Origin of the sequence: Pantoea sp. Ap-967 (assembly GCF_011752565.1) — a bacterium.
In the GTDB taxonomy this organism is placed as follows: Bacteria; Pseudomonadota; Gammaproteobacteria; order Pseudomonadales; family Pseudomonadaceae; genus Aquipseudomonas.
This window is the reverse complement of record NZ_VWXK01000003.1, coordinates 18275-39262: the sequence shown is the minus strand read 5'-3', so window position 1 is coordinate 39262 and position 20988 is coordinate 18275. Positions and strand designations below refer to the sequence as shown.

The following is a 20988-nucleotide window of genomic DNA, read 5'->3' as shown; positions in this document are numbered from 1 at the left end:
ATGTATACCCTGGCCCGCCAGCTGCTGTTCAAGCTCTCCCCGGAAACTTCCCATGACCTGTCCCTGGACCTGATCGGCGCCGGTGGCCGCCTCGGGCTCAATGGCGTGCTGTGCAAGCAGCCGGCGGCGTTGCCGGTGAGCGTGATGGGCTTGAACTTCGCAAACCCCGTGGGCCTGGCCGCAGGCCTGGACAAGAACGGCGCCGCCATCGACGGCTTCGCCCAGCTGGGCTTCGGCTTCGTCGAAATCGGCACCGTGACGCCACGGCCGCAACCGGGCAACCCCAAGCCACGTTTGTTCCGCCTGCCCCAGGCAACGGCGATCATCAACCGCATGGGCTTCAACAACCTGGGGGTCGACCACCTGCTCGAGCGCGTGCGTGCCTCGCGCTACGACGGTGTGCTGGGCATCAACATCGGCAAGAACTTCGACACCCCGGTCGAGCGTGCGGTGGACGATTACCTGATCTGCCTGAACAAGGTGTACACCGACGCCAGCTACATCACCGTCAACGTCAGCTCGCCGAACACCCCTGGCCTGCGCAGCCTGCAGTTCGGCGATTCGCTCAAGCAACTGCTCGATGCCCTGGCCGAGCGCCGTGAGCAACTGGCCAGCGAGCATGGCAAGCGCGTGCCACTGGCCATCAAGATCGCCCCGGACATGAGCGACGAGGAAACCGCGCTGGTGGCGTCGGCATTGCTGCAGTCGGGCATGGATGCGGTGATCGCCACCAACACCACCCTGGGCCGTGAAGGCGTCGAAGGGCTGGAGCACGGTGGCGAGGCCGGTGGCCTGTCGGGTGCGCCAGTGCTGGAAAAAAGCACCCATATCGTCAAGGTGCTGGCGGGCGAGTTGGCGGGCAAGTTGCCGATCATTGCCGCTGGCGGCATTACCGAGGGGCGCCATGCGGCTGAGAAGATCGCCGCCGGTGCCAGCCTGGTGCAGATCTATTCGGGCTTCATCTATAAAGGCCCGGCGCTGATTCGTGAAGCGGTGGATGCCATTGCCGCGATGCCGCGCTGATCGGCCAGGGCGCGTTCGCGGGTTTACCCGCGACGCATCCACCACCGATCAAAGATCGGGCCCATAAAAAAGGGCCCCTTCAAGGGGCCCCTGGGCCGTAGCCCGCCGCACGGATAGTGCGCGCATGGTGACTCGAATTCAGTGTCCTCGTTCAGCCAACGGCGTGATTTTCGTTGAGTCTATGGATGCCAGCGGTGCCAGTCATGCCGTCCCAGTTATCACCGCGACCTTCGCGCCAGCCGTTGATCCAGGCTTGGCGAACGGAAGGAAGATTGAAAGGGCAAAGTTCGCGGGATTTGCCGGTGACCCCGTATTGGTAGCCACGTGAATATGCTCTTTCCAACGGATCACGCTTAAGTCTTCTCATAGGGTGTTGCCCTCACTTGTTGACTGTAATGTCCCGTCGGCCTCTCCGAGGCCGGGCAGAGTCTTTCTGCCGGTTTGCGCTCGCTGCCGGCGTGGCGAGCTGAATGTGCCGCCTCGTTGCGAAGCGGCCTAGGACCAGTTCTAACGAATGCAGGTCACGGTGTGAATGATCGATTTGTCATAAGCACGTAACCTTTCCGAGGGTGAGGGGATAAGTAAATAAATGCGACTCAACCCTGTTTGGCGTTGGGCCCGCTATGATCGGGGTTTGCTGAACCTTGACGTCATTTCGCCAGCGTTGCTGAGCGATGACAGTAATAATTTGAAATGCGACGAAGGGTCACATCGGCCCTGAAATCGGCGGAAATTATTCGTACTGCCTGATGATCTAAGCTGTTTCTGCCACCTGGCACGCGGCGGATCGTTCAGGCGGCCCGGCCCGCGCACTGCAACCCTGCAGCGCGAAGGCCACTCGAACGCCTGCTGGAAGGGCGTTCGGGCAAACATCGGCGGGGCGATGCGTCGCCCCGTCACTTAAATAGCCCAAGGCGCTGGAATACTCATGTCGGACCGTTTCGAACTCTATCTCACTTGCCCCAAAGGCCTGGAAGGCCTGCTTGCCGAAGAGGCCAAGGGCCTTGGCCTGGATGATGTGCGTGAGCACACCTCGGCCATTCGCGGCGCCGCCGACATGGAAACCGCCTACCGCCTGTGCCTGTGGTCACGCCTGGCCAACCGCGTGTTGCTGGTGCTCAAGCGCTTCTCCATGAAAAACGCCGACGACCTCTACGACGGCGTGCATGCGCTCGACTGGGCCGACCACCTGGCTGCCGACGGCACCCTGGCCGTGGAATTCAGCGGGCTCGGCTCGGGCATCGACAACACCCACTTCGGCGCCCTGAAGGTCAAGGACGCCATCGTCGACAAACTGCGCAACCGCGAAGGCCTGCGCCCCTCGGTGGAAAAGGTCGACCCGGATGTGCGCGTGCACCTGCGCCTGGACCGTGGCGAGGCGATTCTGTCGCTGGACCTGTCGGGCCACAGCCTGCACCAGCGTGGCTACCGCCTGCAGCAAGGCGCTGCGCCGCTGAAGGAAAACCTGGCCGCTGCTGTGCTAATCCGTTCCGGCTGGCCACGCATTGCCGCCGAGGGCGGCGCCCTGGCCGACCCGATGTGCGGCGTGGGTACCTTCCTGGTGGAAGCGGCGATGATCGCCGCCGATATTGCACCGAACCTCAAGCGCGAGCGCTGGGGTTTCAGCGCCTGGCTGGGCCATGTGCCGGCCACCTGGCGCAAGGTTCATGAAGAGGCCCAGGCCCGCGCCCAGGCCGGCCTGGCCAAGCCGCCGCTGTGGATTCGTGGCTACGAAGCCGACCCGCGGCTGATCCAGCCCGGGCGCAACAACGTCGAGCGCGCAGGCCTGGGTGACTGGGTGAAGATCTACCAAGGCGAAGTCAGCACCTTCGAGCCGCGCCCGGACCAGAACCAGAAAGGCCTGGTCATCAGCAACCCGCCGTACGGCGAACGCCTGGGCGACGAGGCCAGCCTGTTGTACCTCTACCAGAACCTGGGCGAGCGCCTGCGCCAGGCCTGCATGGGCTGGGAAGCGGCGGTGTTCACCGGTGCCCCGGAGCTGGGCAAGCGCATGGGCATTCGCAGCCACAAGCAGTACGCCTTCTGGAACGGCGCCTTGCCGTGCAAGCTGCTGCTGTTCAAGGTGCAGCCTGACCAGTTCGTGACTGGCGAGCGCCGCGAGGCCCAGGCCGACAGCGGCGACGCACGCCGCCAGGCGCCCCAGGCCAGCGAGCCGGCGCGCCTGTCGGAAGGTGCGCAGATGTTCGCCAACCGCCTGCAGAAGAACCTCAAGCAACTGGGCAAGTGGGCCCGCCGCGAGCAGGTCGACTGCTACCGCCTGTACGATGCCGATATGCCCGAGTACGCCCTGGCCGTCGACCTGTACCAGGACTGGGTACACGTGCAGGAATACGCCGCCCCCCGTTCCATCGACCCGGAAAAGGCCCAGGCGCGCCTGCTCGATGCCTTGGCGGCCATTCCCCAGGCGCTGAACATCGACCCCCAGCGCGTGGTGCTCAAGCGCCGCGAGCGTCAGAGCGGCACCCGCCAGTACGAGCGCCAGGCCACCGAAGGCCGCTTCCAGGAAGTCAACGAAGGCGGCGTCAAGCTGCTGGTCAACCTGACCGACTACCTCGACACCGGGCTGTTCCTCGACCACCGCCCGATGCGCATGCGCATCCAGCGCGAGGCTGCCGGCAAGCGCTTCCTCAACCTGTTCTGCTACACCGCCACGGCCACCGTGCACGCGGCCAAGGGCGGTGCACGCAGCACCACCAGCGTCGACCTGTCGAAAACCTACCTGGACTGGGCACGGCGCAACCTTTCGCTGAACGGCTTCTCCGAGCGCAACCGCCTGGAGCAGGGCGATGTCATGGCCTGGCTGGAAGCCAACCGTGACAGCTACGACATGATCTTCATCGACCCGCCGACCTTCTCCAACTCCAAGCGCATGGAAGGTGTGTTCGACGTTCAGCGCGACCACGTGCAGTTGCTGGACCTGGCCATGGCACGCCTGGCACCGGGCGGGGTGCTGTATTTCTCCAACAACTTCCGCAAGTTCCAGCTCGACGAGCACCTGAGCGCGCGCTACGCGGTGGAGGAAATCACGGCGCAGACGCTGGACCCGGACTTCGCCCGCAACAACCGTATCCACCGCGCCTGGCGCCTGCAGTTGCGCTGAAGCGACGAGACGTGTTGCGTGGTTAGTGGCCAATAGCTATAACTCTGCACAGGGCCATGATGTTCGCAGGACGCTGACGAGATGAGATCGATCTATGTCGAAGTGGGGCGTTCGTGCGAGGGTGTTGCACCTGTGCAGCGAGGCGATGGCTGCCTGGGCGGTGGCGTTGGTGGCGTTGGTCGCTGGCGTGCTGCTTTCGGCGGCCTTGGCGCTGGCCACCGAGGCCTTCTACAAGCAGCAGCTGCGCCAGCGCTTCGAGCTGCTGGCCGCTGAGCGCGCCAGCCGCATTGCTGAGCGTTTCGAGGAGCAAACCCAGCGCCTGGATGGCCTGCGGCGGTTCTTCGACTATTCCGACGAGGTTACCTCACGCGAGTTCGATGGCTATGCGCGGCCGTTGCTGCACCGCACCCAGGCCTATTCCTGGGCGCCGCGGGTGGACGCCGGGCAGCGGCGCGCCTTCGAGCGCGCGGCCAGTGCCGGGCTTGGCCATGACTATGTGATTCGCGAGCAGGATGCCCAGGGGCAATGGCAGCCGTCGCCGACGCGCGACCACTACTACCCGATTCTCTATTCCCAATCGACCCAGGCCCAGGGCCAGCCCTACGGCCTCGACCTGCGCAGCCAGCCGGCCCGCGAGCAGGCCCTGGGCCGGGCGCAGCAGCCGGGCAGCATGGCGGTGTCCGCGCCCCTGGACATGATCAATGTCGAGCCTGGTTTGAGTCGCGGCTTGCTGATGGTGGCCCCCGTGTTTTCCGACGACCACGCCAGTGGCCTGCCGACGGGCTATGTGATGGCGTTGCTGAGCCTGCGCCAGCTGGTCAGCGAGGGCTTGCCGGTCGCTGCCGATGACAACCTGGTGGTGAGTATCGTCGACCCCAGCGGGCGTGACGGCCAGGAAGTGCTGTACGACTCGCAGAACCCCGCTGCGCCCTTGCCGCTGTCGAGCAGCCAGATGCTGCACCTGGCCGACCACCAGTACCAGCTCGATATCCGCCCCAGCCAGGCGTTCATGCAGGCCAACCGTTCTGCAGCGGCGCCGGCGGTGGGCTTTCTCGGTGGCCTGCTGAGCCTGTTGCTCAGCGCCTTGCTGTACAGCCTGTTCAGCCAGCGCCAGCGGGCCCTGACCCTGGTCGAGCAGCGCACCGCCGAGCTGCAGGTCAGCGAGCAATCGTTGCGCGACACCCACAACCAGCTGCGCAGCGTGCTCGACGCCGCCACCCAGGTCGCGATCATCGCCACCAGCCTCAAGGGCGTGGTCAGCACCTTCAATGCCGGTGCCGAGCGCCTGCTGGGCTACGCCGCCAGCGAGGCCATCGGCCACCTGCACCTGGAAGACCTGATGCTGGCCGAAGAGCTCAACCAGCGCAGCCAGGCCTTGAGCCTGCGCTACGGTAGGCCGATTCCGGGTGGCCAGGCGATGTTCGCCGAAACCATCCAGGAACGCGGTGCCGAGCCTGGTGAATGGACCCTGGTGCGCAAGGATGGCAGCCAGCTGCTGGCCAACATGCTGGTCACGGCGGTGCTGGACGAGCAGGGGCTGTGGGTGGGCTACCTGGCCATTTGCATCGATGTCACCGAGCGGCGGCGCGTGCACGAGGCCTTGGCGATGCGTGACCGGCTGCTGGAAAAACTCAGCGCCGAGGTGCCCGGCGGCATCTACCAGTACCGCCTGGATGCCGATGGCCACTCATGCTTCCCGTATGCCAGCCAGGGCCTGTTCGATATCTACGAGGTCGACCTGCAGGCGCTGCGCGACGATGCTTCTGTGGTGTTCGAGCGCATTCACCCCGATGACCTGGAGCGCGTGCGCCGCTCGGTGCGTTACTCGGCCGAGCACCTGACGCCGTGGCGCGAGGAATACCGGGTGTGCCTGCCCCGTGCGGGGTTGCGCTGGGTGCGTGGCGAGGCCACGCCAGAGGTGGGTGAGCAGGGCTGCACGCTGTGGCACGGTTACCTCACCGACATTTCCGACCTCAAGGGCGTGGAGGAGGAACTGCGCGCGCTGTCGGTGACCGATGCCCTGACCGGCATTCACAACCGCCGCTACTTCCAGGAACGGCTGAAGGTGGAGCTGGACCGCGCCCAGCGTGATGACCAGGACCTGGCGGTAATCATGCTCGACATCGACCATTTCAAGCGCATCAATGACCAATTCGGCCATGCCGTGGGTGACCATGTGCTACGCAGCCTGTGCCAGCGCATCGGCCACCGCCTGCGCCGCACCGACGTGTTCTGCCGCCTGGGCGGCGAGGAATTCATGGTGCTGTGCCCCGGCAGCAATGCCGAGCAGGCGCGGGCGCTGGCCTTGGAGTTGTGGCAAGGGGTGCGCGGCGTGCCGGTAGAGGGGGTTGGCAAGGTGACCGCGAGCTTCGGCGTGGCCGGGTGGCGGCCGGGGGAGGGCGCCGATGCCTTGCTGCTGCGGGCCGATGCGGGGGTGTATGCGGCCAAGCAGGCCGGGCGTGACCGGGTTGAGGCAGAGTTGGCCTAACGGTTGGGCACCCGTCGAAGCCTGCGGGGTCCCGGTAGGAGCGAGCGTAGCTCGCGATGGGGCGCGCAGCGGCCCCAGGGTTTCAGCTTCGCGGCTTGTAACCCCGGGGCAGCTCTGCAGCCATCGCGAGCTGCGCTCGCTCCTACAATAATGCGATCCGCGAACTACAGCATCACTGCCCCACAGCCGCCGTAGCGCTGTTGTTCAACTTGGGCTGGCGATACAGGTCGAGCAGCACCTGGTCGAGCACCTGCGACGCGCCCCACGGCTTGGGGTCATTGAGGATCGCCGACACCGCCCAGGTGTTGCCATTGCTGTCGCGGCTGAAGCCGGCGATCGCCCGCACGGTGTTCAGGGTGCCGGTCTTGATGTGCCCTTCGCCGGTCATGGCGGTGCGCTTGAGGCGCTTGCGCATGGTGCCATCCATGCCCACCAGCGGCATCGAACTGATGAACTCGGCAGCATACGGGCTGTTCCAGGCGGCCTGCAGCAGCGCGGCCATCTCGCGGGTACTGACGCGCTCGGCACGCGAAAGGCCCGAGCCGTTTTCCATCACCAGGTGCGGCGCGGTGATGCCTTTTTTCGCCAGCCACTGGCGTACCACGCGCTGGGCGGCACGTGCATCGTCACCGTCGGCATCGGTGCGGAACTGCGCGCCCAGGCTCAGGAACAGTTGCTGGGCCATGGTGTTGTTGCTGTATTTGTTGATGTCCCGAATCACCTCCACCAGGTCCGGCGAGAACGCCCGGGCCAGCAGGCGCGCGCTTTTCGGTACGTTCTCGATGCGGTCGCGGCCCTGGATGGTGCCGCCCAGCTCGTTCCAGATCGCCCGCACCGCACCGGCGGCGTAGGTCGGGTGGTCGAGCAGCGACAGGTAGGTTTGCGAGTTGCAGCCGTCGGCCAGCTGGCCGGTGACGGTCACGCTGATGCCATCGGCCTGCTGCACCGGGTTGTAGCGCACATCGCCGCTGCACTGCTTGGCAGCCACGGCCTTGACCTGGTTGTCGATATGAATGCTGGCGATCGGCGGCTCGACGGCCACGGTCACCTTGCCGCCGTCGTTGCGGGCAACGAAGCGCAAGGCCTTGAGGTTGATCATCAGCGAGTCGGGCTTGACCAGGAACGGCTTGTTGACGTCGCCACCGTCGTCGTCGAACTGCGGCAGGTTGGGCTGCACGAAGTGGCTGCGGTCCAGTACCAGGTCGCCGGTGACGGTGCGCACGCCGTTGGCGCGCAGGTCACGCATCAGCAGCCAGAGCTTTTCCATGTTCAGCTTTGGGTCGCCACCGCCCTTGAGGTACAGGTTGCCATTGAGCACGCCGTTGCTCAGGGTGCCGTCGGTGTAGAACTCGGTTTTCCACTGAAAGGTCGGGCCGAGCAGTTCCAGGGCGGCGTAGGTGGTGACCAGCTTCATGGTCGAGGCCGGGTTCACCGACACATCGGCGTTGAACACCGTGGCGGTGCCCGGGCCGTTGAGCGGCAGCATCACCAGCGACAGTGCGCTGTCTTGCAGTTTGTTGGCCTTCAGGGCCTGCTGCACTTTCGCTGGCAGGGTGGTATTGACGGCGGCAGCCTGGCTGGGCAGAGCGAACGGCAACAGCAGGCCGGCGAGAACGAGGGGACGGAGCGCTTTGATCATCTGGGATAAATACCCTGCGGACGAGGGAAAATGAAATTGGGGCTATAAGAAATGGTGGCCCCACGACGAAATATAGCGGCCATTATGCCCCAAGCGCAGCGTTGATGGGCCACGTTCGACGGAAAAGCGCCTTTGTAGCGTGGAAACTGGTAAAGTGCCGCGCGTTATTACTCAAGAGGATTGTTTCATGGCTACCAACCGTTCCCGTCGTCTGCGCAAGAAGCTGTGCGTGGATGAATTCCAGGAGCTGGGTTTCGAACTGAACCTGGGTTTCAAGGAAGACCTGTCCGACGAAGCCATCGATGCCTTCCTCGACGCCTTCCTGGCAGAAGCCATGGATGCCAACGGCCTGGACTATGTCGGCGGTGATGATTTCGGCCTGGTCTGCTCGGCCAAGCGTGGCTCGGTCAGCGAAGAGCAGCGCGCCACTGTCGAAGCCTGGCTCAAGGGCCGCAGCGAACTGACCACCATCGAAGTCAGCCCGCTGCTGGACGCCTGGTACCCGGAAAAGCCGATCAACCCGGCTTCCTGATCCACCTGGGCGGCCGCCGTTCGGCGTGCCGCTTCAGCTGGCCCTGGCCCTGTAGCGGGCCAGGGCCTTCTCCACACGGCACATGTGCCGTGCCAAGGCCTGGCGCCGTAGTTTAAGGCGCGCAACAGGTTCGTCTTGCGCCTCAAGTGCCTCACAGGCAGCCATCACCTCATGCGCTTTGAGCATGCGCGCCGCGCTGAGGATCTTGTGTGCCTGCTCGCGCAGTTCCTCCGGTGCGTTGTCCACATCGATCGCCATCAGCGCCGCCAGGTCTTCATGCAGGCTGCGGTGCAAGGCCTCGACGAAACGGGCGCGGCCACTGCTGCTGTCGCCGACGATACTGCCCAGGCCGCCGAGGTCGAACAGCGTACGTTGCACCACGGCGGCGCGCGGCGTAATACCGGCCAGGCGCAGGCTGAGGGTGCGCAGGGTGATGGGCTTGAGCAGGCAGTCGTCCATGCCGGCGCTCAGGCATTTCTGCTTCACCTGCGGCTGTGCGTTGGCGGTGTAGCCGAGGATGAGGCAGGGCGAGCGCTTGGCGTGGCGCTCTTCGGCACGCAGCGTGGCGGCCAGCTGGTAACCGCTCATGTGCGGCATGTTGCAGTCGAGTATGAGGACGTCGAAGTTGCCCGCGCGCCATTTGCCCAGGCCTTCCCGACCGTCGCTGGCACTGGCTGCGGTGAGCCCCAGGTAGCCCAATTGCTGGGTCAGTAGCAGCAGGTTGGCGGGGTGGTCGTCGATCACCAGTACCTTCAGTTGCGGGGCCGGTGTTGTGATGTCGTCGGCTGGAAGAACGGCGGGCAAGGGGGCCTCGGCAGGCTCCAGCGGCAGTTGCAGGCACACCTGGGTGCCGAAGCCTGGCACGCTGTTGATGCTCAGCTCGCCCCCCATCATTTCGCACAGGCTGCGGCAGATCGCCAGGCCCAGCCCGGTGCCGGCACGCGATTGCCGGCTGTGCGGGTTGGCTTGCACGAACGGGTTGAACAGCCGTTGCAGGTCGTCCTGGTGGATGCCGATGCCGCTGTCGCGCACCTCCAGCGCCAGCCGCGCGGGGTTGGCGCTTCCCGCCTCGCGCAGGCCCAGGCTGACGCACACCTGGCCCTGCTCGGTGAACTTGATGGCGTTGCTGACCAGGTTGGACAGAATCTGCTTGAAGCGCAGGGGGTCGAGCAGTACATGGCAACGGGCGTCGGCGCTGATGTCGAGTTTCAGGGCCAGGCCTTTTTCCCGGGCCTGGCCGTCGAACACGCGGCCCACCGACTCCACCAAGGCGGCCGGGTCGACCGGCTCGGGGGCCAGGGACAGGTGGCCGGATTCGATGCGAACGATGTCCAGGATATCGCCGATCAGGCCCAGCAGGTCCTTGGCCGAATGGTGGGCGACCTCCAGCGAAGTCGCGTCGACCTGGCCTTGGCGGGCGCGGTTGACCGCCAGCTCCAGCATGCCGATCACCGCGCTCATCGGCGTGCGGATCTCGTGGCTGATGGTGGCGAGGAAGGTGCTTTTGGCACGGTTGGCGTCGTCGGCCAGGCGTTTGGCCTCACGCAGTTCCTGCACCAGCTTGCGCCGCTCGCTGATGTCGATCCAGCCGCCGATGATGCCTTGTACCTCGCCCAGCGAGTCGCGGTACGGCAGGATCCAGTGGTAGATGGTGAGCTCGCGTTCGTTCATGTGCAGCGGGCGGTCGAGGATCAACGGAACACCGGCGGCCATCACCTGTTGGTAGTCGGCTTGCATCTGCCGGGTGTGCTCGCTGGCGGCGCAGTGGGTGTCTTCCAGGCGTTTGCCGATGACGTGCTCCAGGGGCGCCTGTAGCGCCTGCAGGTAACTGGCGTTGCAGCTTTGCAGGCGGCATTCGCGGTCGCGCACGTACATCGGGTGCGGCGTGCCGTCGAGCAGGGCGCTCATGAACTCCAGCTGGTCACCCAGCGCCCGCTCGGCGCGCTGGCGCTGCTTGATCTGGCGCCGCAGGCGGGCATTCCACAGCAATGCCAGCAATAGCAGCAGGCCTGCGCCGAGCAATATCTGGACGACCCGCTGGCGCACGGCTTGCCAGTGGTTCTCGTCATGCCGCACATACCCCCGCCAGCGGTTGTCGATCACCCCCAGCTCCTCTGGCGAAATGCTGGTCAGGGCCTTGTCGAGGATCGAACCCAGCGCCGTGGCCTGGGCGTTGGTGGCCATGGCGAAGGTCGCAGGCTCGCTGCCCAGCGTGCTGCGAATGACCAGGGCGGGGTCGACCGCCACGGCGTGGTTCGCATCGATCAGGGTGGTGATCACCGCATCCACGGCCCCAGCGCTCAGCAGGGCCATGGAATAGTAGGGGCTTTGCGTTTCGACCCAGCTGGTTTGCGGGTAACGCTCGGTTATCAGCCGGGCCGGGGTGCTGTGGCGGGCGATGGCGACGCGGCGCCCGCGCAGTTGTTCCAGCGAGCCGTACTGCGGGTGATCGGCACGGGTCACCAGCACCTGGGGGCTTTCCAGGTAGGGCCGGCTCAGGCGTATCTGCGGGGCCGCGAGGCTGTCGACGGCCAGGGCGGCGATCATGCTGACCCGTTCGTCCTTGAGCCGGGTGAGCATGTCGGCAAAATCGCTGGCGCGCTGCACTTCGAAGCGCAGGCCCGTGCGCAGGCGGATCAGTTCCAGCAGGTCGGCGGTGATGCCGCGAAAATGCCCGTTGCCGTCGAAATAGGACAGCGGTGCGGCGGTTTCGTCGATGGCCACCTGCACCACCGGGTGCTGTTTCAGCCATTGCGCCTCGGCGGCCGACAACGGCAGCCTGAGGTCGCTGAGCAGCCGGTCGGCGCCAGCACTCCAGCGCTTGAAGATGCTGGCCCGCACGGCTTTGTCCTGGTGTTCGAGAATGCTGTCTACCAAGGCCTTGAGCTCGGTATCCTGCGCGCGCATGGCAAAACCGAAGCCGACGCTCTCGTGTTGGCCGAAGCTGGCCATGCGCAGGCGCGGCAGGTGGCCGCGGTTGAGTTGGTAGTGGGTCGACAGCGTGTCGCCGATGAACACGTCGGCCTGGCCGAACGCCACGGCATTGAGCGCCTGGGTGGAGGAATCGAAGGTCAGCAGTTCGGCCTTGGGGTAGGCCGCATGCACCTCGGGGCGGGGCAGGTAGTGGTAGAGCATGCCCAGGCGCATGCCCTCAAGGTCGGTGTCGAGGGGGCGCTCTTCGTCCTCACGGGTGACCAGCACCGGCTGGTCGATGGCGTAGGGCAGCGACATGGCCAGGCCATCGGCCGCCGCTTCATAGCCATTGGCACTGCCCAGCAGGTCGATCTCGCCGCGCAGCAGCGCCTGCACTGCCGCTTGACGGTCTGGGTAGCGCAGCACCTTCACGGGCAACTGCAGGGCTTTGCCGACCAGGTTCGCGTATTCGGCGGTCAGGCCCTGGTAATCGCGCCCCCCGCGGGTGATGTCGAACGGGGGGTAGTCCGGGGCCGATGTGCCCAGTGTCAGCTGCTGGCGCCCGGCCAGCCAGGCCAGTTGTTGTGGCGCCAGGGGCGGCCCGGGGTCGGTGGGCGCGTAACGGGCCAGCAGCGAATAGGGCGTGGCGTCGGAGGCGGCGGCCAGCGCCCCCGCCCAGGCCAGTGTCAGGGTGAGGAGCAGGCGAGCGATGATGTGCACCATGGCCGACCTCAGACCAGCGCATTGCGTTTGGCCATCTCGATCAGCTCGACCAAGGTTTCGACCTGAAGCTTTTGCATCAGCCGCTTCTTGTAGGTGCTGACAGTTTTGTTGCTGAGGAACATGCCCCGGGCGATCTCCTTGTTGCTGCGGCCCTGGGCGAAAAGTTGCAAGACCATCAATTCCCGGTCATTGACCAGGCGGAACAAGCGCAAGTCGGCGTCAGTTGTTTCGTGTTGCGGGTGGATGGCCTGGCTTGGGAAATAGTTATAGCCGGCAAGTACAGCCTTGATTGCGCTGAGCAGTTCGGTGAGGTCTTCGGCCTTGCACACATAGCCGGCTGCGCCGGAGTGCATGCAACGCATGGCGAACAGGGCTGGGGCCTGGGCGGTGAGCACCAGCACCTTCAGCGGCAGCGCCATGGCCTGGAAGCGCGCCAGCACTTCCAGGCCATCGAGCTTGGGAATACTGATGTCGAGAATGACCAGGTGCGGGTCCGTTTCGCGAATCAGCTGCATGGCGTCCACGCCATTGTCCGATTCACCCACCACCTTGTAGTTCTGGTTCTCCAACAGCATGCGAACGGCCAAGCGGACGACCGGGTGGTCGTCGACAATAAATACGGATTGCATGTTCAACTTCCCTGCGACGAATGACGGAGGCAGGTTCCACCATAACGCAGTTCAAACTCCTCGGGGGTATGAGGAATGGCGATTAGCGTTATATGGGAAATGGACTACAAAACACGGGCATTAAATCCACGAAGTGTAAGCGATTAATTCAAACTTTTAATATTTGTATCCAGAGTGCGGCTCGATGTTTATTAAATGTTTAACCCTGGGTCTGGGATATAGGAAATTTCCTACAATTCAGGCAGCCGCCCGGCGAGGCGCCGGGCGCTGACGCTCAGGCCGGGTTGGAGCGCCCGGTCATTTCACTGGCCATCTCGCTGGCGTAGCTGTCGGTCATGCCGGCGATGAAATCGATCATGCGCAGGAAGGCCTTGTGCAGCGAGTCGTGGGGGTGGGGTGCATTGTTGCCGAGCAAGTCGAGCACGCGCCGGCTCTTGAACGATGGCGTACGCCCGCCGTGCTGTTCCAGGGCGGCGGCGCAAAAGGTGTTGAGGAGAATTTCCAGTGTGGTGTAGGCGCCAATTTCATGCAGTGTCTTGCGCTTGTCCTGGAAGATCTTGTTGCGTGCCATGTCCTTGGCCTGCAGCACGCAGCGCTTGGCCGGGCCGTGCATGTGCTCGACCAGGTCGCCGTGCAGCTGCCCGGCGAGCAGTGCGGGTTGTTGCTCGACGAAGGCGCGGGCGGCGGCGTTGGTCAGGTGTTCGATGGCCTTGCCGCGCAGGATCGCCAGCTTGCGCCGGCGCGAATCGGCAGGCCCGAGCTGGCGGTAGGTTTCCGGCAGGTCGTCGCCCACCAGGTCGAGCAGCAGTGCCTCCACCTCGGCGTACTGCAGCAAGTCCATCTCCAGGCCGTCTTCGAGGTCGATCAGCGCGTAGCAGATGTCATCGGCGGCTTCCATCAGGTAAACCAGCGGGTGGCGCGCCCAGCGCTGGGCTTCGAGCTGCGGCAGGCCGAGCTTGCGGGCGATCTGCTCCAGCAGCCCCAGTTCGCTCTGGTAGCAGCCGAACTTGTGCTTCTTGTAGCCCAGGGCGTCGGCGTGGCGGGCGCTCCAGGGGTATTTGAGGTAGGTGCCGAGGGTGGCATAGGTCAGCCGGGTACCACCGTCGAACTGGTGGTATTCCAGCTGGGTGAGCACGCGAAAGCCTTGGGCGTTGCCTTCGAAATTGAGGAAGTCGGCGCGTTCGTCATCGCTCATGTCGTCGAGCCAACCGCGCCCGGCAGCCTGCTGGAACCAGTGGCGAATGGCGTCTTCGCCGGAGTGGCCGAAGGGCGGGTTGCCGATGTCGTGGGCCAGGCAGGCGGACTGCACGATCATCCCCAGGTCGCTGGGTTCGCACCAGGCCGGCAGGCTGTCGCGCAGGGTTTCGCCCACGCGCATGCCGAGCGAGCGGCCAACGCAGCTGACTTCCAGCGAGTGGGTGAGGCGGGTGTGGATATGGTCGTTGCTCGACACCGGGTGTACTTGGGTCTTGCGCCCCAGGCGGCGGAAGGCGCCGGAGAAGATGATGCGGTCGTGGTCTTTGTGGAAGGGGCTGCGCCCCAGTTCATCGGCGCTGTAGAGGGCTTTGCCGAGGCGTTCGCGGGTGAGCAGGGTGTGCCAGTCCAAGGCGCGGTCTCCTGTCGATCGAAGGGTATAGCTTCTGGTGTCTGGGTGGGTTGTGCAAGGGGGATTGGCGCCGCCGGGGCGGCGCATTGCGAATGCGCATGGAACAAATTTTGTGTAGGAGCGGGCTTGACCCGCGAACACCGGCGAAGCCGGTGCCATCCACCGCGTCGCTTGCTTCGCGGGGCAAGCCCGCTCCTACAGGGAATTGCGGCAGGTTTGCCACGACAGCGCATTACGCTGGAAGGTGTAGCTGGCGTCAGGGCCGGCGGCCGCTTTGCATGAACAGCTTCACCAAAGGCAGCAGGCTGGCGCCCAGGCGCACCAGGCGGGAAAGGTTGCCGCTGCGCACGCCCTTGCCGGTGAGAAAGCCCAGCGCCACGACCGCGCCAACGCCCCACAACGGCGCATGCTTGATGCCCAGCCCATCGCCCAGCGAGCTGCCCACCCCACGCAAGCGCTGCAGCGGTTGCAGCAATTGCCCCGATTCGTGGCGGATTTCCTGGCGGTGCATTTCCATGCGCAGGCGCAGCAGCGCCTTGCGCATTTCACGCGGGTTTCGCGTGTTCGGCATTTCAGGCAGGCTCATGGCAACAGGCGCTCCCGGTCCTTGGCCAGTTCCTCGAGGGTGGCGTGGAAGGGCGAGGATTCATCGAACACCGCTGCTTTCAGGCGCAGCGCGCAATACAGCGCGGCAAGGCCGTAGAACACGCACAGGCCGATAATCCCGGCCAGGCGGTAGCTGTCCCACAGCAGCACCAGCAGCAAGCCCGACAGGGCGGTGAGCAGCAACAGCGCAAATACCAACGCCAGGCCTGCGAACAGCAACAAGCTCAGGGTGCGGCCTTTCTGCTCCTGCAGTTCGATGCCGAACAGTTCGATATGGCTGTGCAGCAGCCCCAGCAGCGCGGCGCCCAGGCGCCGGCCCGAGGCACTGGTGCCAATGGCATCATTGTCCATGTGGGCTCCTTAGCGCCGGTTGGCCAGCAGGCCGATCAACAGCCCCACGCCTGCAGCGATGCCGATGGCCTGCCACGGGTTTTCTTGAACGTACTGCTCGGCGCTGCCCAGTGCCGCTTGCCCGCGGTCGAGCACCGAGTCCTGGGTCAGTTGCAGGGTTTCCCGGGCCTGGCTCAGGCGCTCGTGAATCTGCTCGCGCAATTCGTCGGCCTGGTCGCCCGCAAGGTTGGCGGTGTCGGCCAGCAGTTTCTCGGTATCGCGAACCAAGGCCTGGAAGTCAGCCATGAGGATTTCTTGTGCAGTCTTTGCCGATTTGCTGGCCATTGGGGCTCTCCCTGTGCAGGTGTGTAGATCATTCGAGTGACGCGGCGCGTGGAAGGTTCAGTCGGCGCTGGTATGCGCCTTGCTAAGGACAATTGCCACAACGCGGGGCACGGCCCTGGGGCGCTGCGCCGATTCAGGGCGCCGGCCCCGGCGGATACCGGTAAACCTTAACCCAATCCACGACAAACCCAAGAAAAAACCACGCAGGCCACACCCGCTTCACGGTGAAGGGGTGACAGGCTGGCACCGATTCGGTGCAGGGATGCAGGTTCTTGAACTGTCCTGGTGCCTTTTTCAGCAGGTCTGCCTTCTACATGGAAAATACGCTCAGCGCGATGGACTCCCTGGTCCACGGTTCCAATACCCTGTTCATCCTCATGGGCGCCATTTTGGTGCTGGCCATGCATGCCGGCTTCGCCTTCCTGGAAGTGGGCACGGTGCGCCACAAGAACCAGGTCAATGCCTTGTCGAAGATCCTCAGCGACTTTGCCATCTCGGCGCTGGTGTACTTTTTCATCGGCTACTGGATCGCCTACGGCGTGAACTTCCTGCAGCCAGCGGCTGCACTGGCTGCCGACCATGGCTATGCGCTGGTCAAGTGCTTCTTCCTGCTGACGTTTGCCGCAGCGATCCCGGCGATCATTTCCGGTGGCATCGCCGAGCGCGCCCGTTTCGTGCCGCAGTTGTGCGCCACGGCGCTGATCGTGGCGTTCGTCTACCCGTTCTTCGAGGGCGTGGTGTGGAACGGCAACCTGGGTATCCAGGCCTGGCTGCAGGCCCGCTTCGGTGCGCCGTTCCATGACTTTGCCGGCTCCGTGGTGGTGCACGCCATGGGCGGCTGGCTGGCGCTGGCGGCGGTGCTGTTGCTGGGCGCGCGGCGCGGGCGTTACCGCGAGGGCCGGCTGGTGGCCTTCGCGCCATCGAGCATCCCGTTCCTGGCGCTGGGCTCGTGGATCCTGATCATCGGCTGGTTCGGCTTCAACGTGATGAGCGCACAAACCCTGCAAGGCGTCAGCGGCCTGGTGGCGATCAACTCGCTGATGGCCATGGTCGGCGGCACCCTGGCCGCGCTGCTGGCGGGGCGCAACGACCCAGGCTTCCTGCACAACGGCCCGTTGGCCGGGCTGGTGGCGATCTGCGCCGGTTCCGACCTGATGCACCCACTGGGCGCATTGGCCACCGGCCTGGTGGCGGGGGTGCTGTTCGTGTGGAGCTTCACCGCTGCGCAGAACCGCTGGAAGATCGACGACGTGCTGGGCGTTTGGCCCCTGCACGGCCTGTGCGGCGTGTGGGGCGGCATTGCCTGCGGCATCTTCGGCCAGGCCGCGCTTGGCGGCATGGGCGGTGTCAGCCTGGCCAGCCAGTTGCTCGGCACCTTGGGCGGTATCGCGGTGGCGCTGGCCGGTGGTTTTGCGGTGTACGGGTTGATCCGCAAGGTACTTGGCCTGCGCCTGAGCCATGAGCAGGAGTTCCAGGGCGCCGACCTGTCGCTGCACCGTATTGGTGCCACCAGCCAGGATTGACCGGGGCCGGGTGCACAAGTGGGCAGGGCGGGCCTAGAATGGGCTTCATCCCACAGCCAGATCGAGTCCTGCCCCATGCTGCCTGAATGCCAACTCTTCGGTACCAGCGGGTGCCATTTGTGCGAAGTGGCCGAGTCGGTGCTGATGCCCTTCGCCGACCGCGGCCTGCTCATCGAACTGATCGACATTGCCGAGGACGAGACGCTGTTCGAGCGCTATGGGCTGATTATTCCGGTGCTGCGCCGCTGCGACACGTCGGCCGAGCTGCACTGGCCGTTCGATGCCGAGCAGGTGGTGGCCTTTCTCGGCCAATGACGGCCAGGTGAATTGACGGCGGTGCCTGCCACTTCGTATGCTGTATATAAATACAGTATCGAGGTAACCCCATGCACAACGTCGAGCAACTCAAGTACAGCGTCAACCGCATGCCGGTGGAGCGGGTGTGCGAGGCGGTGCTGGAGCTGCGCCTGGAAGGCCTGGTTCTCGATGAGCGCACGCCGTTTGGCAAGGTTCATTTCAACACCTGCTTCGCCGAGATCGAGGCGCTGTTCCAGCGCGCCGGTTACCACCGCGGGCTGGACGTGGTCGGTTACCAAGGCCTGCTTTATGCCCTGTACGATCCTGGGCGCTGGGAGGCGGTGCAGGTGCTGCGCTGGCTGAAGGAACGCAGCGAGGCCATGGCCGAGGCTGGTTGAGCTGCCGGGCTTGGGCGATAATGCGCGGCCTTGCCTGTTTCGAGCCCCGCCATGACCCCGCCATTCGACCCTGCCCGCCAGCAAGCCAGCACGGTTTGCCTGCCCCCCGGCCACTGGGCCACGGTGCTCGACTGCCTGTGTGACCACTTCAAGGCCATCGACCGGGCCGTGTGGCTCGACCGTTTCGCCCGTGGCCGGGTGCTGGATGCTGCAGGCCAGGCGGTGGCTGCCAGCCTGCCGTACCGCCGGGGCATGCGCCTTCACTATTTCCGGGAAGTGCCCAACGAGAAGCCGATTCCGGTGCAGGAAACCATCCTGCACATGGACGAGCACCTGGTGGTGGCCGACAAACCGCATTTCCTGCCGGTGACCCCGACCGGCGAATACGTCGAGCAAACCCTGTTGCGGCGGTTGATTCGCCGCCTGGGCAACCCGCACCTGGTGCCGCTGCACCGCATCGACCGGCACACCGCCGGGTTGGTGCTGTTCTCGGCCAACCCGGATACCCGCAGCGCCTACCAGCGGCTGTTCCCCGAGCGGCGTATCGACAAGCGCTACCAGGCCATTGCCGCCGCCATGCCGCAACACCGCTACCCCTTGGTGCACAAGAGCCGGCTGGTGCACGGCGAGCCGTTCTTCCGCATGCATGAGGTCGAAGGGGAGAGCAACAGCGAAACCCTGGCCGAGGTGCTGGAACGCAATGGCGAACTGTGGCGCTACGGGCTGTCCCCGGTCACCGGCAAAACCCATCAGCTACGGGTGCACATGGCGGCGCTGGGGGCAGGGATCTGCAACGACCCGTTCTACCCGCACTTGCTCAAGGAAGATGACGACTACCAGCGGCCGCTGAAGCTGCTGGCCCACAGCTTGCGCTTTAGCGACCCGTTGACGGGCGAAGAGCGGTATTTCGAGAGCCGTTTGACGCTGGATTGGTAAACGCTTCATCGCGAGCTGCGCTCGCTCCTACCGGCGGGGATTCGCGGCCCTGGTAGGCGCGAGCGAAGCTCGCGATGCGCCGCAAAAAGCGGCGCTCGTTCAGCGGTTGAACCGCTCCACCAGGGAATACTGGCCACCCGCCGTACTGCTCAGCTCTTCACTCAGCTGCGCCGAATGCTGGGCCTGTTCGGCGGTTTGGTCGGCCAGTGCGGCGATGGTGCTGATATTGCGGCTGATCTCATCGGCCACCGCGGTTTGCTCCTCGGTCGCGGCGGCGATCTGCGTGGCCATGTCGGTGATGTTGGCCACCGCTTCGCTGATGCCGACCAGCGCCTGGTCGGCCTGCATCACCCGGTCTACACCTTCCTGGGCCTGGCGGTGGCCGGTTTCCATGGTCAGCACGGCGTTGTTGGCGGTTTGCTGCAACTTGGCGATCAGGCCGTGGATTTGCCCGGTCGACTCGGCAGTACGCTGGGCCAGTTGCCGCACTTCGTCGGCAACCACGGCAAAGCCACGGCCCATTTCACCGGCGCGGGCCGCCTCGATGGCCGCGTTGAGCGCCAGCAGGTTGGTCTGGTCGGCGATGCCCTTGATCACATCCACCACGCCGCCAATCTCGTCGCTGTCCTTGGCCAGTTGGGTCACGGTGGCGCCGGTTTCGCCCACGGCCGTCGACAGGCGCTCGATGGCGTCGCGGGTTTCCCCGGCGATCTGCCGCCCTTGGCTGGTCAGGCGGTTGGCTTCCTGGGTGGCATCGGCAGTGCGTTGCACGTGGTTGGCCACTTCCTGGGTGGTGGCAGCCATCTGGTTGACCGCGGCGGCCACTTGTTCGGTTTCCACTCGCTGGCGCTCCAGGCCCGAGGAGCTCTTGTGGGCCAGGGCATCGGACTGGCGCGCCTGTTCACTCAGGTGCTCGGCGCTGTCCTGCAGGCGGGTGAGGCAGGTTTTCAGGCGCGCATCCTGGCTGAGCATGGCCATTTCCAGGCGCGCCTGCACGCCGCGGCTGTCGGTGTACATCTGCGCGATCAGCGGGTCGGAGGTGGTTTGTTCGGCCAGGCGCAGCAGGCGCTTGAGGCCGCGTTGCTGCCAGGTCAGGCCCAGCAGGCCCAGGGGCACCGAGAGGCCGGCGGCAATCGCGAAGCCCCAGGAGTGGCCAAGCCAGTTGCCGATCAAAAAGCCCACCTGGCTGACCAGGATGAACGGCAGCCAGTCCTGCGCCACCGGCAGCCAGCGGTCGCGGCGCGGCACCGAGGTCTTGCCCTGGTTGATGCGCTGGTACAGCGCTTCGGCGCGGCGGATTTGCTCGGCGGTGGGCTTGACCCGTACCGATTCGAAGCCGACCACCTGGTTGTTGTCGAAAATCGGGGTGACGTAGGCGTTGACCCAGTAATGGTCGCCGGACTTGCAGCGGTTCTTGACGATACCCATCCACGGCAGGCCCTGCTTGAGGGTTTGCCACATGTGCGCGAACACCGCCGACGGCACATCGGGGTGGCGCACCAGATTGTGCGGCGCACCGGTCAGCTCCTCGCGGGTGAAACCACTGATCTCGATGAAGGCATCGTTGCAGTAGGTGATCACACCCTTGGCGTTGGTGGTGGAGATCAACCGCTGCTGGGCAGGGAAAGTCCGTTCTCTCTGGGTAATCGGCTGGTTGTTACGCATGGGTCGAGTAATCCGCAAGGCTTTCGACAGATATCGGCAAGCCACTGGTTTTATTGAACGAATAATTAATTTGCTTGATCTGGGGCAAGGTGGGTGGCGCTGGGGTGCAGTAGAGGCGCGGGGTTTATGACCGTTTTGTGACTGCTTGGGCCTATGATGACTGAGCGGCCATCAAAGTGCTACTGGTGGAAGGTTGGGGGATTGGCGCCGCTGT

The 20988-nt window shown here is 65.0% G+C and carries 17 protein-coding genes; 8 read left to right on the top strand and 9 right to left on the bottom strand.

From position 1 onward, the window contains the following. On the top strand, window positions 1–1023 hold the full coding sequence (locus F3J45_RS04465; RefSeq protein WP_167057979.1) for a quinone-dependent dihydroorotate dehydrogenase: 1023 nt from the start codon (window positions 1–3) through the stop codon (window positions 1021–1023). Window positions 1024–1174: 151 nt separating this feature from the next. On the opposite strand, the gene rmf is transcribed toward F3J45_RS04465, so the two are convergent. Then, entirely contained in the window at window positions 1175–1390 is a 216-nt protein-coding gene (gene rmf / locus F3J45_RS04460) for a ribosome modulation factor (protein ID WP_003248687.1), read from the bottom strand. Between the two features lie 561 nt (window positions 1391–1951). On the opposite strand from rmf, the gene rlmKL reads away from it, so the two are divergent. Both rlmKL and F3J45_RS04450 read left to right on the top strand, forming a co-directional pair. After that, window positions 1952–4144: a bifunctional 23S rRNA (guanine(2069)-N(7))-methyltransferase RlmK/23S rRNA (guanine(2445)-N(2))-methyltransferase RlmL gene (gene rlmKL / locus F3J45_RS04455; protein ID WP_167057976.1), complete on the top strand. Its 2193-nt coding sequence runs from the start codon at window positions 1952–1954 to the stop codon at window positions 4142–4144. A 94-nt stretch (window positions 4145–4238) separates the two neighbouring features. Next, the gene (locus F3J45_RS04450) at window positions 4239–6632 is read left to right on the top strand and encodes a diguanylate cyclase (protein WP_167057973.1); all 2394 of its coding nucleotides are present in this window, start codon (window positions 4239–4241) and stop codon (window positions 6630–6632) included. A 172-nt stretch (window positions 6633–6804) separates the two neighbouring features. On the opposite strand, the gene dacB is transcribed toward F3J45_RS04450, so the two are convergent. Further along, the gene (gene dacB / locus F3J45_RS04445) at window positions 6805–8271 is read right to left on the bottom strand and encodes a D-alanyl-D-alanine carboxypeptidase/D-alanyl-D-alanine-endopeptidase (protein ID WP_167057970.1); all 1467 of its coding nucleotides are present in this window, start codon (window positions 8269–8271) and stop codon (window positions 6805–6807) included. 187 nt (window positions 8272–8458) lie between these two features. Between dacB and F3J45_RS04440 the strand changes: the two genes are divergently transcribed. Then, window positions 8459–8803 carry a YggL family protein gene (locus F3J45_RS04440; protein ID WP_167057967.1) on the top strand — a complete coding sequence of 115 codons (345 nt, stop codon included), beginning with the start codon at window positions 8459–8461 and terminating at the stop codon, window positions 8801–8803. Between the two features lie 33 nt (window positions 8804–8836). Here F3J45_RS04440 and F3J45_RS04435 read toward each other — a convergent pair whose 3' ends face one another. The 6 genes from F3J45_RS04435 to F3J45_RS04410 all read right to left on the bottom strand — a co-directional run bounded on the left by F3J45_RS04435 (window position 8837) and on the right by F3J45_RS04410 (window position 15916). Next, on the bottom strand, window positions 8837–12439 hold the full coding sequence (locus F3J45_RS04435) for a transporter substrate-binding domain-containing protein (RefSeq protein ID WP_167057964.1): 3603 nt from the start codon (window positions 12437–12439) through the stop codon (window positions 8837–8839). 8 nt (window positions 12440–12447) lie between these two features. Continuing rightward, a complete protein-coding gene (locus F3J45_RS04430) occupies window positions 12448–13068 on the bottom strand; it encodes a response regulator transcription factor (RefSeq protein ID WP_167057961.1) in 621 nt (206 codons plus the stop codon). A gap of 274 nt (window positions 13069–13342) precedes the next feature. Further along, window positions 13343–14674: a deoxyguanosinetriphosphate triphosphohydrolase gene (locus F3J45_RS04425; RefSeq protein WP_167057958.1), complete on the bottom strand. Its 1332-nt coding sequence runs from the start codon at window positions 14672–14674 to the stop codon at window positions 13343–13345. Window positions 14675–14930: 256 nt separating this feature from the next. Beyond that, the gene (locus F3J45_RS04420) at window positions 14931–15260 is read right to left on the bottom strand and encodes a hypothetical protein (protein WP_167057955.1); all 330 of its coding nucleotides are present in this window, start codon (window positions 15258–15260) and stop codon (window positions 14931–14933) included. Further along, window positions 15257–15631, bottom strand: a complete 375-nt coding sequence (locus F3J45_RS04415; RefSeq protein WP_167057952.1) for a phage holin family protein — start codon at window positions 15629–15631, stop codon at window positions 15257–15259. The genes F3J45_RS04420 and F3J45_RS04415 overlap by 4 nt, the downstream gene beginning before the upstream one ends. 9 nt (window positions 15632–15640) lie before the next feature. Next, entirely contained in the window at window positions 15641–15916 is a 276-nt protein-coding gene (locus F3J45_RS04410) for a YqjD family protein (RefSeq protein WP_240164534.1), read from the bottom strand. A 353-nt stretch (window positions 15917–16269) separates the two neighbouring features. On the opposite strand from F3J45_RS04410, the gene F3J45_RS04405 reads away from it, so the two are divergent. The 4 genes from F3J45_RS04405 (at window position 16270) to F3J45_RS04390 (ending at window position 19109) form a co-directional block, all read left to right on the top strand. Continuing rightward, the gene (locus F3J45_RS04405) at window positions 16270–17478 is read left to right on the top strand and encodes an ammonium transporter (RefSeq protein ID WP_167057946.1); all 1209 of its coding nucleotides are present in this window, start codon (window positions 16270–16272) and stop codon (window positions 17476–17478) included. Window positions 17479–17553: 75 nt separating this feature from the next. Continuing rightward, entirely contained in the window at window positions 17554–17793 is a 240-nt protein-coding gene (locus F3J45_RS04400) for a glutaredoxin family protein (protein ID WP_167057943.1), read from the top strand. A gap of 71 nt (window positions 17794–17864) precedes the next feature. Continuing rightward, window positions 17865–18173: a transcriptional regulator gene (locus F3J45_RS04395; RefSeq protein WP_167057939.1), complete on the top strand. Its 309-nt coding sequence runs from the start codon at window positions 17865–17867 to the stop codon at window positions 18171–18173. Window positions 18174–18224: 51 nt separating this feature from the next. Beyond that, window positions 18225–19109 (top strand): pseudouridine synthase, encoded by an 885-nt coding sequence (locus F3J45_RS04390; RefSeq protein WP_167057936.1) that lies wholly within the window; start codon window positions 18225–18227, stop codon window positions 19107–19109. Between the two features lie 99 nt (window positions 19110–19208). Here the strand turns inward: F3J45_RS04390 and F3J45_RS04385 are convergent, their stop codons facing one another. Then, window positions 19209–20774: a PAS domain-containing methyl-accepting chemotaxis protein gene (locus F3J45_RS04385; RefSeq protein ID WP_167057933.1), complete on the bottom strand. Its 1566-nt coding sequence runs from the start codon at window positions 20772–20774 to the stop codon at window positions 19209–19211. Between the last annotated feature and the right edge of the window lie 214 nt (window positions 20775–20988).

Bases quoted from the DNA above. Each gene is read 5' to 3' on its own strand.
- F3J45_RS04465 (WP_167057979.1), top strand. From the start codon at position 1: ATGTATACCCTGGCCCGCCAGCTGCTGTTCAAGCTCTCCCCGGAAACT.
- rmf (WP_003248687.1), bottom strand. From the start codon at position 1,390: ATGAGAAGACTTAAGCGTGATCCGTTGGAAAGAGCATATTCACGTGGC.
- rlmKL (WP_167057976.1), top strand. From the start codon at position 1,952: ATGTCGGACCGTTTCGAACTCTATCTCACTTGCCCCAAAGGCCTGGAA.
- F3J45_RS04450 (WP_167057973.1), top strand. From the start codon at position 4,239: ATGTCGAAGTGGGGCGTTCGTGCGAGGGTGTTGCACCTGTGCAGCGAG.
- dacB (WP_167057970.1), bottom strand. From the start codon at position 8,271: ATGATCAAAGCGCTCCGTCCCCTCGTTCTCGCCGGCCTGCTGTTGCCG.
- F3J45_RS04440 (WP_167057967.1), top strand. From the start codon at position 8,459: ATGGCTACCAACCGTTCCCGTCGTCTGCGCAAGAAGCTGTGCGTGGAT.
- F3J45_RS04435 (WP_167057964.1), bottom strand. From the start codon at position 12,439: ATGGTGCACATCATCGCTCGCCTGCTCCTCACCCTGACACTGGCCTGG.
- F3J45_RS04430 (WP_167057961.1), bottom strand. From the start codon at position 13,068: ATGCAATCCGTATTTATTGTCGACGACCACCCGGTCGTCCGCTTGGCC.
- F3J45_RS04420 (WP_167057955.1), bottom strand. From the start codon at position 15,260: ATGAGCCTGCCTGAAATGCCGAACACGCGAAACCCGCGTGAAATGCGC.
- F3J45_RS04415 (WP_167057952.1), bottom strand. From the start codon at position 15,631: ATGGACAATGATGCCATTGGCACCAGTGCCTCGGGCCGGCGCCTGGGC.
- F3J45_RS04410 (WP_240164534.1), bottom strand. From the start codon at position 15,916: ATGGCTGACTTCCAGGCCTTGGTTCGCGATACCGAGAAACTGCTGGCC.
- F3J45_RS04405 (WP_167057946.1), top strand. From the start codon at position 16,270: ATGGAAAATACGCTCAGCGCGATGGACTCCCTGGTCCACGGTTCCAAT.
- F3J45_RS04400 (WP_167057943.1), top strand. From the start codon at position 17,554: ATGCTGCCTGAATGCCAACTCTTCGGTACCAGCGGGTGCCATTTGTGC.
- F3J45_RS04395 (WP_167057939.1), top strand. From the start codon at position 17,865: ATGCACAACGTCGAGCAACTCAAGTACAGCGTCAACCGCATGCCGGTG.
- F3J45_RS04390 (WP_167057936.1), top strand. From the start codon at position 18,225: ATGACCCCGCCATTCGACCCTGCCCGCCAGCAAGCCAGCACGGTTTGC.
- F3J45_RS04385 (WP_167057933.1), bottom strand. From the start codon at position 20,774: ATGCGTAACAACCAGCCGATTACCCAGAGAGAACGGACTTTCCCTGCC.